Annotated in this window: 16 protein-coding genes; 10 read left to right on the top strand and 6 right to left on the bottom strand. The window is 61.8% G+C overall.

Annotation, left to right across the window (positions count from 1 at the left end):
* Positions 1-267: 267 nt before the first annotated feature.
* From ACVIIW_RS33940 to ACVIIW_RS33930, 3 genes are all read right to left on the bottom strand, one after another.
* On the bottom strand, positions 268-498 hold the full coding sequence (locus tag ACVIIW_RS33940) for a hypothetical protein (RefSeq protein WP_456704688.1): 231 nt from the start codon (positions 496-498) through the stop codon (positions 268-270).
* A 74-nt stretch (positions 499-572) separates the two neighbouring features.
* Entirely contained in the window at positions 573-728 is a 156-nt protein-coding gene (locus ACVIIW_RS33935; RefSeq protein ID WP_456704687.1) for a hypothetical protein, read from the bottom strand.
* Between the two features lie 107 nt (positions 729-835).
* Positions 836-1,234, bottom strand: coding sequence for an autotransporter-associated beta strand repeat-containing protein (locus ACVIIW_RS33930; RefSeq protein WP_456704686.1), 399 nt, complete (start codon positions 1,232-1,234; stop codon positions 836-838).
* Positions 1,235-1,453: 219 nt separating this feature from the next.
* On the opposite strand from ACVIIW_RS33930, the gene ACVIIW_RS33925 reads away from it, so the two are divergent.
* From ACVIIW_RS33925 to ACVIIW_RS33910, 4 genes are all read left to right on the top strand, one after another.
* Positions 1,454-1,594 (top strand): hypothetical protein, encoded by a 141-nt coding sequence (locus ACVIIW_RS33925; protein WP_456704685.1) that lies wholly within the window; start codon positions 1,454-1,456, stop codon positions 1,592-1,594.
* Positions 1,591-1,875, top strand: a complete 285-nt coding sequence (locus ACVIIW_RS33920) for a hypothetical protein (RefSeq protein ID WP_456704684.1) — start codon at positions 1,591-1,593, stop codon at positions 1,873-1,875. Before ACVIIW_RS33925 ends, ACVIIW_RS33920 begins: the two co-directional genes overlap by 4 nt.
* Positions 1,876-2,825: 950 nt before the next feature.
* Positions 2,826-3,125: a hypothetical protein gene (locus ACVIIW_RS33915; RefSeq protein ID WP_456704683.1), complete on the top strand. Its 300-nt coding sequence runs from the start codon at positions 2,826-2,828 to the stop codon at positions 3,123-3,125.
* A gap of 7 nt (positions 3,126-3,132) precedes the next feature.
* Complete coding sequence (locus ACVIIW_RS33910; RefSeq protein WP_456704682.1) at positions 3,133-5,109, top strand: hypothetical protein; 1,977 nt, start codon at positions 3,133-3,135, stop codon at positions 5,107-5,109.
* A 23-nt stretch (positions 5,110-5,132) separates the two neighbouring features.
* On the opposite strand, the gene rffA is transcribed toward ACVIIW_RS33910, so the two are convergent.
* Complete coding sequence (rffA, locus tag ACVIIW_RS33905) at positions 5,133-6,275, bottom strand: dTDP-4-amino-4,6-dideoxygalactose transaminase (RefSeq protein WP_456704681.1); 1,143 nt, start codon at positions 6,273-6,275, stop codon at positions 5,133-5,135.
* 98 nt (positions 6,276-6,373) lie between these two features.
* On the opposite strand from rffA, the gene ACVIIW_RS33900 reads away from it, so the two are divergent.
* Positions 6,374-7,936, top strand: a complete 1,563-nt coding sequence (locus ACVIIW_RS33900) for a hypothetical protein (RefSeq protein WP_456704680.1) — start codon at positions 6,374-6,376, stop codon at positions 7,934-7,936.
* Positions 7,937-8,719: 783 nt separating this feature from the next.
* Positions 8,720-8,887 (top strand): transposase, encoded by a 168-nt coding sequence (locus ACVIIW_RS33895; protein WP_456704679.1) that lies wholly within the window; start codon positions 8,720-8,722, stop codon positions 8,885-8,887.
* 107 nt (positions 8,888-8,994) lie between these two features.
* On the opposite strand, the gene ACVIIW_RS33890 is transcribed toward ACVIIW_RS33895, so the two are convergent.
* Both ACVIIW_RS33890 and rfbA read right to left on the bottom strand, forming a co-directional pair.
* On the bottom strand, positions 8,995-9,702 hold the full coding sequence (locus tag ACVIIW_RS33890; RefSeq protein ID WP_456704678.1) for a class I SAM-dependent methyltransferase: 708 nt from the start codon (positions 9,700-9,702) through the stop codon (positions 8,995-8,997).
* A gap of 138 nt (positions 9,703-9,840) precedes the next feature.
* Positions 9,841-10,713, bottom strand: coding sequence for a glucose-1-phosphate thymidylyltransferase RfbA (rfbA, locus tag ACVIIW_RS33885; RefSeq protein ID WP_456704677.1), 873 nt, complete (start codon positions 10,711-10,713; stop codon positions 9,841-9,843).
* Positions 10,714-10,964: 251 nt separating this feature from the next.
* Between rfbA and ACVIIW_RS33880 the strand changes: the two genes are divergently transcribed.
* From ACVIIW_RS33880 to ACVIIW_RS33865, 4 genes are read left to right on the top strand one after another with little or no spacing between them, the layout of a single operon-like run.
* Positions 10,965-11,990, top strand: coding sequence for a hypothetical protein (locus ACVIIW_RS33880; RefSeq protein WP_456704676.1), 1,026 nt, complete (start codon positions 10,965-10,967; stop codon positions 11,988-11,990).
* A 20-nt stretch (positions 11,991-12,010) separates the two neighbouring features.
* Positions 12,011-12,955, top strand: a complete 945-nt coding sequence (locus ACVIIW_RS33875) for a Gfo/Idh/MocA family protein (protein ID WP_456704675.1) — start codon at positions 12,011-12,013, stop codon at positions 12,953-12,955.
* Between the two features lie 38 nt (positions 12,956-12,993).
* Positions 12,994-14,094, top strand: a complete 1,101-nt coding sequence (locus tag ACVIIW_RS33870; RefSeq protein ID WP_456704674.1) for a DegT/DnrJ/EryC1/StrS family aminotransferase — start codon at positions 12,994-12,996, stop codon at positions 14,092-14,094.
* Positions 14,094-14,792 (top strand): NDP-hexose 2,3-dehydratase family protein, encoded by a 699-nt coding sequence (locus ACVIIW_RS33865; RefSeq protein WP_456704673.1) that lies wholly within the window; start codon positions 14,094-14,096, stop codon positions 14,790-14,792. The genes ACVIIW_RS33870 and ACVIIW_RS33865 overlap by 1 nt, the downstream gene beginning before the upstream one ends.
* Positions 14,793-14,794 lie beyond the last annotated feature (2 nt).

Genomic DNA, 14,794 nt, shown 5'->3' with positions numbered 1-14,794 from the left:
GCGGCAGGAACAGCCCGAATGGCAGGAAGGTGGTCCCGCGCAGCGGCCTCTTTCGCAACACGGCATTGGCAACATAGGCGCCAATCTAGCTCTCGCCGGAAACCACGCGCGCGCGGATGTCGGCAACGATTGGCCGCAATCGTTCGAAATCCGGATCGGCAGCGAGCAGCTCCAGCGCTTCATTGATGCCGGCGCTGCGCAACAGCAGCTCGAGTCGCGGGTGAGGATTGTGACGTCTTCCGGCGTCGGCCTGTTGAACAGGCTCAGCTAGCCCCCCGCCGCACCGCCCTCCACCGGCGTGACGTTGTCGACCAGCACCAGACCGAGCCGCTCCATCCGCAGCGCCACGTCGCCCGGCGCCGGCGCGGCGATGTCACCGGAGACCAGTTCGCCGTTGGCATTGAGCGCCTCGCGACCTCGAGCAATGTCATTGCCAACGGCATCTTCGACATCTCCGGCCTGAGCCACCGCATCACCGCGTTTCCGCTTCGCTGCCATCGCTGCCGCCGAAATTGATCAGGCCGAGCGACGCTTCTCGCGATGGTCGTGGTGCCGGTCTAGGTGCTGTTACCTTAGAGTTGCTGCGTGGCGCTGTTGGGGATCACGATGCTGCCGCCGGTACCGCCGGCAATGCCGCCATCCTGCATCGCACCGCCGAAGAACCTGCCGCTGGTGATCGTCAGTGTCTTCGAGCCCAGTACGACGATGCCGCCTGAAGTGAGCGACAACAGTGCATTCACCGACGTGCCGGAAGTCGTTTGCGATATGTCGAACGTTCCGCCTGCCCCGGGCGAGAACGTGACGCTCGCCGAACTCGCAATCGAACCGCTGCCCCTCAGCGCCGTCGCGCCGCATCAATCTGCGTCGTGTTGGAGTAGGTATTGACGCCGCAAAGGGTCTTCGTTCCGCCACCGGCCTCAAATCCGCCGCTGCCCTGAATCACGCCGGCGAATTCGGTCGAGCCGTTGGCGACGAACAGACCGTGCCGCCCATGTTGACGACGCCGGTGGAATTGCCGGTGAGGCGTCGTAATGGAGTTGAACACAACCGAGGATGCGGAGATGTCGAACGTCCCGTTCACCGTCACGACGCTGGACGACGCGATGCTGCCGAAGCCGGTCAGCGCCAGGGTTCCGGACGAGATCGTCGTCGCGCCCGTATAGGTGTTGGTGCCGGTCAGGGTCAGCGTGCCGGTGCCGATCTTGGTCAATCCGCCGTCGGTGCCGGAGATCACGCCGTCGACCTGGGTCGAGGTGTTGAGGCTGCCGGTGGTGAGTGTCTTGGCGCCGAGGACGTAATTGCCGGCGCCTTCGATCGAGCCCGCCGTGATGCCCGCGCTGGAGAGACCCGAGATGTCGACCGTGCCGCCGGCATTGGTGATGAAGCGCGCGCTGCCGCCTCGGTGAAGCTCGTGGTGCCGCCAGTCTGGGTAATGATGAGGGAGCTGCCAGCGGTGGCGGAGTTGCTGAAGATCAGCGCGCCGCTGTTGGATATCGTCGCCGTGCCCGCGGTGGACGAGGTGTTGAATGTCACGAAACCGGTCGCGGTGCTCGTGATGTTGGACCCATTCGCCGAACTGGTGTCGTTGAAATGATCACCGCGTTGTTGACGATAGTCGCGGTCCCCGCATTGCCGCTGTTGTTGAACTCGATGTCGCCGTTGTTGGTGATTTTGGCGGTTCCGGCGGTGCTGGTGCCCTTGAAGATCATCGCGCCGCCGCTGACGCTGTACGTCAAGAAGTTGCTGCCGCCGCTCGCGGTGCTCGAATTCTGGAACACCATGCTGGAGCCGACGTCGAAGGTCTGCGCGTTGGTCGAATTGTTGAAGATGCCAGCGCCGTTCACCAGGAAGACGTCGCTGGTGGTGATCGTGTAGGCCGGCGCGACGAGGCCGCTGCTGGTGACGTGTAGGGCCCGTCGTCCAGAAGGTCGCCGTGTCGACCCGTACGCTCGGAGTTGAGCTCCAATTGGTGCCGTCTGTCCACTCATAGGACGAACTGCCGACCCAGGAGCCGTCGAGGGCGTGCGCGGCGACGACTGCCGAGCGCCGTGGTCGCGAGCAGGGTCGCCAGGGAGTGACGGACGACGGAGCGCAGCCTGTAATCGATCATTTCACGCGCCATTGTCGGTCCAGCCATCGGATTTTCTCAAATCGCCAAAATAAATCGTCGGAATTATGCAACTGGAGCACGCGGCAAGGCCGGGCCCGCACCATGCGTCGCGACGACCCGCAATGAACGGAGGTCCATTTGCGCGGGGTTCCTGCCCATTTCCCTTGCAATTTCAGCGGGCGTGACCATTGGGCAACATTTTCACGCATTGCAACATGTCGGACGGCAAGGCGGGTTCTGCGCAGACCTCAGGTGCGGGTTGAAGGCGAGGCGCATCGGAACTTGTTTGCTGCGGAAGGCTTGCCGCGCTGGCGCGCGCGGCCGCTGGTGGGCTGGTGGCAGGGGGAACTTCGATGTCGGGGCGGCTGAGACCGACGGGATTGGCTGTGTTATGCGTAGTCCTTGGCATTGCAGAAGCCCTAGCTGCCATCTGCTCGTGCGTAAACATCCTGTCCGACGACGCCGCGGGCGGCCCCGCCGAGAGCATTGATGTCGGCACGGTGAGGCCGATTCCGCGGCCGACGCAGGCTGCAACCAAGCCGGCTCCCCGCGGCAATCCGCTCTGGTCGGTGCCGCTCTCGGTGCTGGCCGTGACCCAGGAACGCCCGATCTTCTCGGCCACGCGCCGGCCGCCGCCGCGCGCGGTTGCCGCATCCCCGGTCGAAGAGTCTCACGTGACGCCGCGCCGCCCCCGCTGCTACTGGTCGAGGCCGTCGTGGGTGAGGGCGACGCCATCGCGATCCTCGTGAACCGTACCGATCAGAAGGTGGTGCGCCTGCGGTTGGGCGAATCGCTCGGCGGCTGGTCGCTAACCTCGGTCCAGCCCCGCGAGGTGACGCTCAAGCAGGGCGAGCGCAGCGAGGTGCTGGCGCTCCAACGGCCGGACGCTGCCGCTCCCGCGGGCCCGCCCGCGGATGCCGGTGGCAGGCCGACGATGCCGACCGCCAGCGATACGTCGTTCGCTCATTTCGTGCCACGTTCTACGCCCAAAAACGGCCAATCCGACGGCCTCTGAGAGCTGCTTGAAGACGGGCAGCCGGGCGGACGGCGCCGGCCAGCTAGCGTACTCCCATCAAATCCGCTACAGCCTCCGGGCCTGGCTGGCCGCGCCTTCGGATTTGTCTTTGCCTGACGATCACAAATCATCGACCGTAATCGGAAACATGCGAAGTGCGCGCTTGGCGGAGAGATTCGAAGCCGCAGCTTCCTGGGCATCGCTAGCGGCGAGCATCTGTCTTCTGATCTGGGTGCTGCTGCTGTGCCGGCACGGGTTCGAATTCACCGACGAAGGCTTTTACCTGAACTGGATTGCAGGCCCGCACGCGTACCCCGCGTCGATCACCCAGTTTGGATTCGTCTACCATCCTTTGTACCGGCTGCTCGGCCACAACGTCGCGTTGCTCCGGCAAGCGAACGTCTTGAGCATATTTCTCTGTGCCTTCCTCCTGGCCCTCACCACGCTTCACACGTTGCGCGCAGGCCGGTCCGAGACGGGATCGAATTTGCCGGTGAGGGGACTGTTCACCCCGGCGTTCGTGACGGCGAGCGGCGCGCTGGCCTTCCTTGACCTGTGGCTGCCGACGCCGAACTACAACTCCCTTGCGTTCACATCCTTGATGGTCACCGCCATCGGAGCGATCTTGAGTGGCGGCCCTTCGCCGCGGCTGAGACTCGGCGGATGGTTCGTCATCGGTACGGGAGGTGCGTTGGCGTTTCTTGCGAAGCCGCCCGGGGCGGCTCTGCTGGGCGCCGTCGTACTCGCATACACGATTGCTATCGGCAGATTCTCGATTCGCGGATTGCTCGCCTCTGTTCTAACCGCGCTATTGATCCTGATCTTCGTGGCGCTGGCCATCGATGGCTCTGTGAGCGGGTTTGTCGCTCGCATCGAGCGGGGCCTCGAGCTCAGCACTTTGATGGCGGCCGGCCAGTCCCTCGGGAATCTGTTTCACCTGGATGACTTCACCTTGAGCCAGGAGCAGCACGTCAATTTTCAGCGACTCCTGGTCCTGGCCTTCGTCATGGTCGTGCTTACCGCCAGTGCGAAGCCGGCGCTGAGGTTCGCCTCCGCAATCATCGCCGCGATCGCTTCGGCAGTCGTGGTTTCTGTGTGTCTCGGGTGGATGAACCCGACGATCTCGTACGAACCATTTCAGCCGCTGATGTTCTGCGCGATCCTGTTTGCCACCGCCGTCGCCGCACTGTTCTTTTCGACGTGGCGAGGTGCGCTGCGTTCGCGTGAGATCCTTGCGACGACCGTATTCTTCGTCGTGCTGCCGTACGTGTACGCGCTGGGAACCAACAACAATTATTGGCAACAGGGCGCGCGCGTCGGATTTTTTTGGCTGTTGGCTGCAGTCGTACTCAAGGCCGCGCCCGCCGCGCCAGAAGGGGCTCTCGCCCGGTGGCGTCTGACACCCGTCCTTGCGGCGGCCTTACTTGCAACGATGGAAATTGTGTTTGCTTCGGCACAACATCCCTATCGCCAGATGGCGCCTTTGCGAATGCAGACTACGGCGACCGAATTCGGCAGCGGCAATCAGATACTGCTGGTGAGTGCAGAGACGGCGGCCTATGTCCGTAATCTCAGGATCATTGCGGCCGACAACGGATTTGCGCCGGGCAGCCCGGTGATCGATTTAAGCGGCGTCAGTCCCGGCGCCGTCTATGCTTTTGGAGGGACGGCCCCGGGCGCCGCTTGGTTAAGTGCCGGATATCCGGGGAGCAGCACTTTTCTGAAAGCTGCGTTGGCAGATGTCGGCTGCGCACGGCTCGTCGCGTCCTGGCTGCTGACGGAGCCCGGCTCGCCCGATTCATTTCCGCTGGACGTGCTCAGCCCCTTCGGAATCGACGTCTCGCGCGACTACAAGGACGTCGGAGCGGTCCAGGCGGTCCGGGCGTTCGCGCCGGCCAAATTCGAGCAGCGCCTTTACAAGCCGGTGCGAGACCTCAAAGCGGCTGCTGATGCGTGCGAGCAGGCCAGGACGGTGAGGCCGTAGCAACGACGGCTATGCTTTCCGGGTCAGCGCAGGAGAACGTCCCGCAGGGTGTCGCAGACCCGCTGCTGCTGCGATTCGCTCAAGCCGATCCAGAACGGTAGCCTGATCAGCCGCTCCGATACCGAAGTCGTAGTCTTGAGCTCGCCGGCAGCGCGGCCAAATCGCCGCCCTGCCGGCGACGAGTGAAGCGGTACATAGTGGAATACTGCGTGAACTCCGCGCTCCTTGAGCGTGGCGAGAACAGCGCCGCGGTCGATCTCCGGGGACAGCAGGACGTAATACATGTGCCCGTTCTGGCGGCAGTCGCCTGGCACGATGGGCCGGCGAAGCACGCCCTGCTGCTCCAGTCCGGCGAGCATGCCGTGGTACCGATTCCAGATCGTCAGCCGCTCGGCCGTGATCCGCTCGGCCTGCTCGAGCTGGGCCCAGAGGAACGCCGCGGTGATCTCGTTCGGCAGGAAGGATGAGCCAACATCCTGCCAGTTGTACTTGTCGACCTCGCCGCGGAAGAACCGGCTGCGGTCGGTTCCTTTCTCGCGCATGATCTCGGCCTTGGTGGCGAGCTCGGGATCGTTGACCAGGATGCACCCGCCTTCGCCGGACATGATGTTCTTGGTCTCGTGGAAGCTGAAGCTGCCGATGCGTCCGATCGCCCCGAGCGCGCGTCCCTTGTAGTCGGCCATGATGCTCTGGGCGGCATCCTCGACGATGCTCAGGTTGTGACGCTCGGCGATCGCCAGGATCGGGTCCATGTTGCAGCTGACGCCGGCGTAATGCACCGGGGCGATCGCGCGCGTCCGCGACGTGATCGCGGCCTCGATCTGCCGCTCGTCGAGGTTGAGCGTGTCCTCGCGAACATCGACAAACACAGGTACCGCACCGCGAAGCACGAATGCGTTCGCGGTCGAGACGAAAGTGAAGGAGGGCACGATGACTTCGTCGCCGCTTTCGAGGTCGAGCAGCAACGCGGCAAGGTCGAGGGCGGACGTGCAGGAGTGCGTGAGCAGTGCCCTGGAAGATCCGGTATTCCGCTCAAGCCACTCGTGGCAGCGTTTCGTGAACGTGCCATCTCCAGACAGGTGGAAATTCCGCTGCGCCTGCTCGATATAGCGAAGTTCGCTTCCAGTCAGATGCGGCCGATTAAAGGGTATGAACTCGGATCCCATTCCTCACCAATCCATGTCGACCGCTACGAGGTCTCGACGGAAATCATATCGACATCCATCCGCGAGGCTGCTAGCTCGTCTCGTGGAGAGAGATGGCCTTGAAGAACAAAGCCAATGCAAGCAGAAACTTAGGGTCGGTCGACTCCGGGCGTCATAGCCGGGTTCGCCGCCTTGTTCAAGGCTGGTCGGCAAATCTGGTCCAGCTGGTTCTGGGCGTGACGCAACAAGTCCTCCTCATCCCGGTCTTCCTGCATTTCTGGAGCAGCGAGGTCCTCGCCGCCTGGCTTGTGATCTATGCAATCGGCAATCTGATCCTGATCGCCGACTGCGGGCTGCAATTTCGTACGATCAATCGCTTTCTAGCGTTCAAGTCCAGCGCCGACTGCGACGGGCGAACGGGGAGCTTCTATGGCGGGCTGCTGCGGATCTATCTCGGCGTTGCGGGCATTATCGCCCTCATCATTCTCGGTTGCGCACAACTGGTTTCGCCCTCGACGGTTTTCAAATTTCGGGCCATCGCGGACTTCGACGCGGCCTTCGTAGTGATGGCCACGGGCACGTCGCTGACTCTCCCGGTCGGGGTAGTCGCCGCCTTGTATCGCGCGCGCGGATTATACGGTCGCGCCGCCTGGTTCCAGGGTTGGGCTATTGCCGCCGGACAGATCGGCCAATTAATCGCGATCGTTTCGATCGGGAGCCTCCTAGCCGTTACGCTCGCTTATGTCGCCGCCCAGGTGCTGATTACCGTCTATCTTCTGGCAGTTGACGCGCCGCGGCTGTTCCCCTTCTTGCGAGGTGCGAGGTCCGACAATTCCCCGCGCTGGATCATCGGACAGTTTCGAAAGGCGGCTCCCTTCGGGCTCGCTGCGGCAACGGAACTCACGCTACAGAATCTTCCGGTGATGCTGGTCAGCGCTCTGGTGTTCGACCGCGTCGCGGTGGCGCAATGGGGACTGACGCGGGTCGTGGCGGGACTGTTGCGGGCCCTCTGCTTGCAGACTGCGCTGCCACTCGCCGCCGAACTCGGACACGACCATGCCGTCGGTGACGTAGAGCGGTTGCGCGACCTGTATGCGCGTGGCTCTATGTTCGTCACCGTGCTAGCGAGCGCTGTGGTGTCCGGACTATTGCCGTTCTGGCAGGATTTTTTTTCGATCTGGACGCACGGCAACATACCCTACGACCCGCTGCTCACGATCATGCTGCTGAGCGGCGCGGCCGCGGTCGCACCCGCGGTCGTCGCGTCGAGCTACGCCAACTACAGCAACCGCGCAAGCCTGCTGTTGCGCACCAAGGGGGTGCAGCTGGCGGTCTTTCTCGCCTTGTCTCTGCTCCTCGTTCCTCCGCTCGGGCCGCTGGGCGCGGCAATCGCGATTGTAGCAAGCGATGTGGGGATCCAATTCTGCCTGCTAACGCTGGTCATCATGCGCGAGACCCTGCAACACCCGCTCCGGCACGCCCTATTCCTGGCGGTCATAGCAAGCACAATCATCATGTCGGGGTGGGGCGTCGGAATAGCAATACGATCGGCGCTGCCTTCCACGGGCTGGACTCGCTTCATTCTCGAATGCGTACTTTGGCTGTTTGTTGCCAGTTTGGTTGCCATCCCGCTGTCGATCGAAGGCATTCGCCAAAGGCTGAAAGCTGCGCTCCCCCGCTAGATCGCGTTCGCGTAATGTCGCATCCGTACGTTGAAGGCGGGTCGGCGTCCCAAGCCAGCCCTAAAGCGGGATGAGTTTAGACTGAGCGATTAGGATCTCAAATCAGCTTGTTTCTGATTCACCGTTTTGGCTGAAAGGAGATCAGCATGGATGGGCAAACCGTACTTGCTGAAATATTCGCAAGCGGTTCGTCGGGGCAATTGAGTGCGGCATGTCCCTATCAAGCACACACACACCTATTTGGGTGGCAATCAGCACTGCGATTGGCTGGATGAAGCGGGGGATCGGCAGCGTCGAGCCGAGTTAGATCGGTGGCTACAAGCCGACGGCGATTTCGGGCGAGCATGCGGTCTGGCTGTCGCAGCGGATCAAGGACGGCGATTTCACCATACGCGGGCTCGTTGCCAGAAAGCTCGCGCAGCCTCTCGATGAGCCACGGCGCATAGATCCAGTCATCGCGCAATGCAGCCAGGAAGGTCATGGTCTTCCAGCGGCGTCGGGAACCTTGGCGTGAAGTCTGCACCCGCCCCGCAAGGGTCTATATCGGTCCGCGTCCAGGTCTCGTCGAAGAAGACCAGCCTCTCAGCTTCGACGTGATCTTGATACTTTGCCCACTGGGCTCGCCGCCGTGCGATTTTGGCCGATCGCGTTCGCCAGCCGCCACGCTTCTTTTAAGCTGAGCTTCTCGGCATGTACGCAGTTCCAGACCGGGTGGTAATCGACCTTTAGGCCCCGGCCGGCAAGAAGGTTCTGCTGCCCGTCCTGCGACGCGGCGATATCGTTGTGTCGGATAATCTCGGTAACCACAGGAGCGAAGCAGTCCGCCAACTCTTTCGCTCAGTCGGCGCCAAGCTCTTCTTCCTGCCAAAATACCCGGCTGACCTGAACCCGACCGAACAGGTCTTGGCCAAGTTCAAGCACCTGCTCAGAAAGGCTGCCGCGGAACGTTGAGCGGTCTGCGCCGCAACCAGTCACTCGACCCTTCACACCCGATTAATGCGCCAACTACCTCAAAAAATTCAGGATATAGAACCTAATGCCATCAAGCTATAGGTCACCTATTCAAAGACGTCGATGGGGCTCTGCGAAGCTACAAAATAAAGGTTGTGCCGGGTTGGATAAATCGTTTCCCAAACCTTCACGTTTTTGAAGTGCGGAATAAAGAAACGCCGCAAATCTTCCTTGTCCTTGAACTCGTACTCGTGGAGCTCGTTGCTTTTCCTTCCGTCCGCCGCTTCCGTAAGAGTGTATCCACTCAGGATACCATCCGAGCCGAGCAGGCTGACGATTTCGCGCAACAGCTTGTCGATCTCTGCTTCGGTGAAGTGCTCGATGGCGGCGTCCCAAACGATGTTGTCGAATGGGCCTGGCGGCAAGCCTTCGCGAATGTCTTTCTGGATAAAGGTGATGTTGGGTGCCGAATTATACCGCTTTGCATGCGGAATGGCGTCCTTGTCGAAATCGAGGGCGAGTATTGACGACGCTTTGGAGGAATAGAAGTGCCGCGCGTTGAAACCATCACCGCAGCAAATTTCCAACATTCTAGAGCGTGGTTTCAGTACCATTCGCGAGAATACGCCGCGCTCCACCCAAAGGCCATTGTTCTTGGACGAAAACTGCCAGTGCTGATCGAGATAATGATCAAACCATTCCGGACGCGGGTGGAAGCCCCATTGGAGGGCAAACTGAAGGAAATGAGTGAAGGCTGAAACCTTCCTCACGACCAAATTGATGCCCTTCACTAGCGAAACGAGCGGCCTGCGCATAGAATCTTCTCCAAACATTGGGCGTCTACCTCACCAATACCGACGCTGCAACCGTCTTTCGGCATCAATGTGTCCCGGACGTGCGCGTAAGGGGGCCGGCCTTCGATGCGGCGCTTGCGGCACAATCTCGCGCTGCGGCTAGACACGCGCCTGGCGGATCAGATATTGCCCGTAGGCGGTGTTCTTCATCGGCTCGGCCAGCCGCAGCAATTGCTCGGCGTCGATGAAGCCCTGGGCAAATGCGATCTCCTCGGGGCAGGCGATCTTCAATCCCTGGCGCTTCTCCACAATGTGGATGAATTGTGACGCTTCCAGCAGGGATTCGTGTGTGCCCGCGTCAAGCCAAGCATAGCCGCGGCCAAAACGCTCGGCATACAGTTCGCCGCGCTCGAGATACCACTGGTTGACGTCGGTGATTTCGAGTTCCCCGCGCTCCGAAGGCTTGATTTCGCGCGCGACATCGACGACGCGCTCATCGTAGAAATAGAGGCCCGTCACGGCATAGTTCGACTTTGGTGCCTTCGGCTTCTCGACGATTCCCACCGGACGGTGCGCTGCGTCGAACTCGATCACGCCGTAGCGTTCGGGATCGTCGACCCAGCAGGCGAACACGGTTGCGCCGCGTTTCTGCTTGGCAGAGTCGCGCATCAGGGCGCGCAGATTGTCACCATAGAAGATGTTGTCGCCGAGGATCAGCGCACAGGGACTGCCGGCTAGGAACTCGCGGCCAATCAGGAACGCCTCCGCGATCCCGCCGGGATGATCCTGGATGGCAAAGGACAGCTCGATGCCCCACTGCCGTCCGTCACCGAGAAGCCGCTTGAACTGGTCTATCTCTTCCGGAGTGGTGATAATCAGCAGCTCGCGGATTCCGGCCAGCATCAAGGTGGTTAACGGATAATAGACCAACGGCTTGTCGTAGATCGGCAGCAATTGCTTCGACGTCGCAAGCGTCAACGGATAGAGCCGGGTTCCCCGACCACCAGCCAGAATGATTCCTTTGCGTTTCATGTGCTCGCACTCTATGTCAGTCTTCACGCCTACTTAGGGTGGTCCGTTAGCACGCGCCGCAGCCAACTCAAAGGTCAGGTCCATCGCGCCGACACCGAGACCGTACCTGGAAAGGAAAATCGTTAATTGTTCCAGTATTTTAGGCTGAGGTCTTGGCTGCATTGCTAGGCCCCTACCTCTGGGATAGGAAGGGAGGGGGACGGCACCGCACTTCGGTGCGCCGCGCCCCTCCTGCTCACCGGCAAGGCATCATGGCGAAGCGCGTCTACTGCACCTACTTTGACCACAACTACATTGCGCGCGGATTGGCGCTTTTTCACTCGCTCCAACAACATGTACCCGGCTCGCGGCTCTGGGTGCTGTGCTTGAGCGAGCCGTGCTACCGCGCGTTGATCGCGCTCGGTCTGCCGAATCTGGTTCCGTGCCGGCTTGGCGATTTCGAAGTGGCCGATCCCGAAGTCGCCGCCACTAAACCCACCCGCAGTACGATCGAGTACTACTTCACCTGCTCGCCGGCCTGGAAACTGTACGTGCTTACCCACGAGCCGGATGCCGAGTGGGTCACCTACCTCGACAGCGACCTGTTCTTCTTCGCGCCGCCCGAGCCGATCTTTGACGAGATGAAGGACGCTTCATTCGGCATCATCCCGCATCACTTCACCAAGCGCCTCTCCAATATGCAGAGGTTTGGGGTCTACAACGTCGGCTGGGTCAGCGTCCGCAATTGCGAAGAGGGGATCGCGGCGCTCCGCTGGTGGCGCGAGCGCTGTATCGAGTGGTGCTACGACTATGTGGACGGCGACCGCTTCGCCGACCAGCGTTATCTTGACCAGTTGCCGGGTCTGTTTCCAAAAGTCCGGATCATCGCGAATCTGGGCGCCAATCTGGCACCCTGGAATCTGGCCGAACGGCGGTTGGAGTGGCGCGACAGTTCGCTCTGGATCGACGGGCAGTACAGGTTGTTGTTCTTTCACTTCCACGGTGTTAAGCGCGTGGGAAGATACTATTTCAACAGCCACCGTGTCTTTCACGCGCCGTTTCCCTCCATCATGCGCTGGCAAGTCTATCAGCCCTACGTGGCCGCTCTCGCCGCAGCGGAAGCGGACGTCGCACCACTGCTGGCCGACGACTGCAGCGAAATCGTGCGCAAATGGGCTGTGGGCAGCCGCATCGATCATCTCCTCAACATGTTCCGGAGGGTGAGGACTGTGGTGCTCAGGGGCCTCGACGTGGTCACACGCCGCGCCATAGCCGCGCCGCGTGAGCCGGCCCGCTAGCTCTAACCCCGAGAAGCCAGATGCGGTTGCTGATCCTCGGTTATTCATCCATAGCGGAACGGCGCGTAATGCCGGCTGCCGCAAAGGTGTCCGCCATCACGGAGGTCGCGATTGCGAGCAAGAGCCGGCCCCGACCGGCTGACTGGCCGAAGGCGGGACGCTTTTTCACCGACTACGAGGAGGCCTTGCGCGAGGCCAATGCCAACATCGTGTACCTGTCGCTCCCCAACGCCATGCATGAGCACTGGCTGATGGCGGCATTGGCGGCAGGCAAGCATGTCGTCGTCGACAAGCCGGCGCTCATCACGTCGGAGGCCAGCCAGCGTGCGGTCGCCGCGGCGCGGGCCGCAGGGCGCGTCGTCGCGGAAGCGACGGTGTTCGGTCATCATCCTCTGTTCACACACATCGCTAGGCTCGTCGCGGCCAATGGCCCGCTGACGCAGGTGGCTGCGCAGTTCATTATCCCCCCGCTTCCCACCGACAACTTCCGCAATCATGCCGAACTAGGCGGCGGGTGCCTCCTGGACATGGGGCCCTATGCCGCGGCTACGATCCGCATCCTGGGCGGCGGCCCGGCGTCCCATCTGACCGCGATTGGCGGCGGCCGGCATCCCCAGACTGGCGTGGACATGGGCTTCTCGGTGCAAGCCCGGCTCGCCAGCGGCGGTGTGTTCTCAGGCCACTACAGTTTCGAGGGTGAATACCAGAACCGCCTGTTAGTAGTCGCGCGTTCGGCCTCGATTCTGGTCGAGCGCCTGTTCAGTCCGCCCGCCGATTTTCGCCTGGAATTGCGCCAGCGCGTGCGCAATGCCGAGAGCGTCGAGGTGATCGAACCCGCCGACACATTCGCCAATTTCCTGGCTTTGGTGACGGCGGCTATCGACGGCGGCGATCATGAGGTATTTTATCGCGACTTACTGATGGACGCCGACTGCCGCGACCAGATCGCCGCCGCGCTTGCCTAGCCACACCACTCCATCGCACACGAAGGAACGAAGAGGAAATGCCGATCAACGTTTGGGACTACCTTCGGGAATATGACGAGCTTCGTGACGAGATCCTGAAGACGGTCGATCGCGTGTTCAGCTCGGGTCGGCTGGTCCTCGGCCAGGAGGGGATCAAGTTCGAACGCGAGATGGCCTCCTACCTCGGGGTCGCCGGCGGCGTCGGTGTCAACAGTGGAACTGATGCGATCTACATCGCGCTCGCGTCGCTCGGCGTGAAGGCGGGCGACGAGGTCATCACCGTGCCCAACACCGCGGTTCCGACTGTCTCGGCGATCCGAACGCTCGGCGCAAAGCCTGTCTTCGTCGACGTGCGCGACGACGACTTCCTGATGGATGTCGCGCAGGTAGAGGCGGCGATCACCCCGCGCACGAAGGCGATCATTCCCGTCCATCTCTACGGCCAGTGCGTCGACCTCGAACCGCTGATGAGGCTCGCAGAGAAGCACGGCCTGAAGGTGATGGAGGACTGTGCCCAGGCGCAAGGCGCGCTGTACAAGAATAGCCAGGCCGGTAGCGTCGGCCATGCCTCGTCCTTCTCGTTCTACCCAACCAAGGTGCTTGGCGCCTATGGTGACGGCGGCATGGTGCTGAGCAATGACGAGGCGGCGCTGAAGCTCGCCCGCAGCTTGCGCTTCTACGGCATGGAGACCCAGTATTATTCGGAGCGGCACGGCTACAATTCGCGCCTCGACGAGGTTCAGGCCGCCATCCTCGCGCTGAAACTTCCGCTGGTGAATGGCTGGATCGACCGGCGTCGCGAGATTGCCGGCCGCTATGACCGCGGGCTCAAGGACACCGGTCTGCGGCTGCCGGCCGAGAACGCGCATAGCCGGCACACCTATTACGTCTATGTGGTCGAGCACTCGAGCGATCGCGATGGCGTGCTCGAGCGGCTTGCCAAGCGCGACATCAATTGCAACGTTTCGTATCGCTGGCCGATTCACATCATGCGCGGCAGCGCCGACCTCGGTTACCGCGAAGGCCAGTTCCCGGTGGCGGAGCGCAAAGCGCAGCGAATTTTTTCGCTGCCGATGTATCCGCACCTGAAGGATGAGGAAGTCGATACCGTGATCGATGTGTTACGGGACGTGCTGTAATGGCCGAGCGCACACATCTGGATTGGTTACGCCAGCGGTTGGTCGAATCGCGCAAGATCGAGCCCAAGGATCCCGCGTCGCTCCTTGCATGGCGCGAGCAGCGGCGCAACGCGATCACCTTTAAGGCCGAGTTGATCGGCCTTAACGACGTGCGCGGCTGGTCACGCGACGACAACGGCAATGTGCGGCACCAAAGCGGGCAGTTCTTCAGTGTCGAGGGCGTGAGGGTCCAAAGCGGGGAGCTGCGTGAAGTGGCCTCCTGGGATCAGCCGATCTATAATCAGCCCGAGGGCGGAATCCTCGCGCTTCTGACGCGCGAGACCCCGGCCGACGGCGTCCAGTTCCTGTTGTGCGGCAAGCCGGAGCCCGGAAACATCGGCATCATCCAGTTCTCGCCGACGATCCAGAGCACTTGGTCTAACATCCGCCGGGCGCATGCCGGAAAGCGGCCTCCGATGGTCGAAGTGCTGGCCGCGGAGAAGGGCGTGCGCTTCGTCTACCGCGCGGAGCACAATGAAGAGGGTGGCCGGTTCTGGAGGAAGTCGAATGAGAACATCATCGCCTTCCTCGACGATGAAAGTGTCATCGAAACGGAAATGACGATGTTCTGCTGGGCGAGCCTGAGCCAGATCAAGGAACTCGCCTTGATGGACAATGTGATGAGCCCGTTCGTCAAGACGATCGTGGCGCCGCTGTAGCG

Source organism: Bradyrhizobium sp. USDA 4449 (assembly GCF_054056275.1).
The sequence above is the reverse complement of the archived record's forward strand: the minus strand, read 5'-3'. Positions and strand labels throughout refer to the sequence as shown.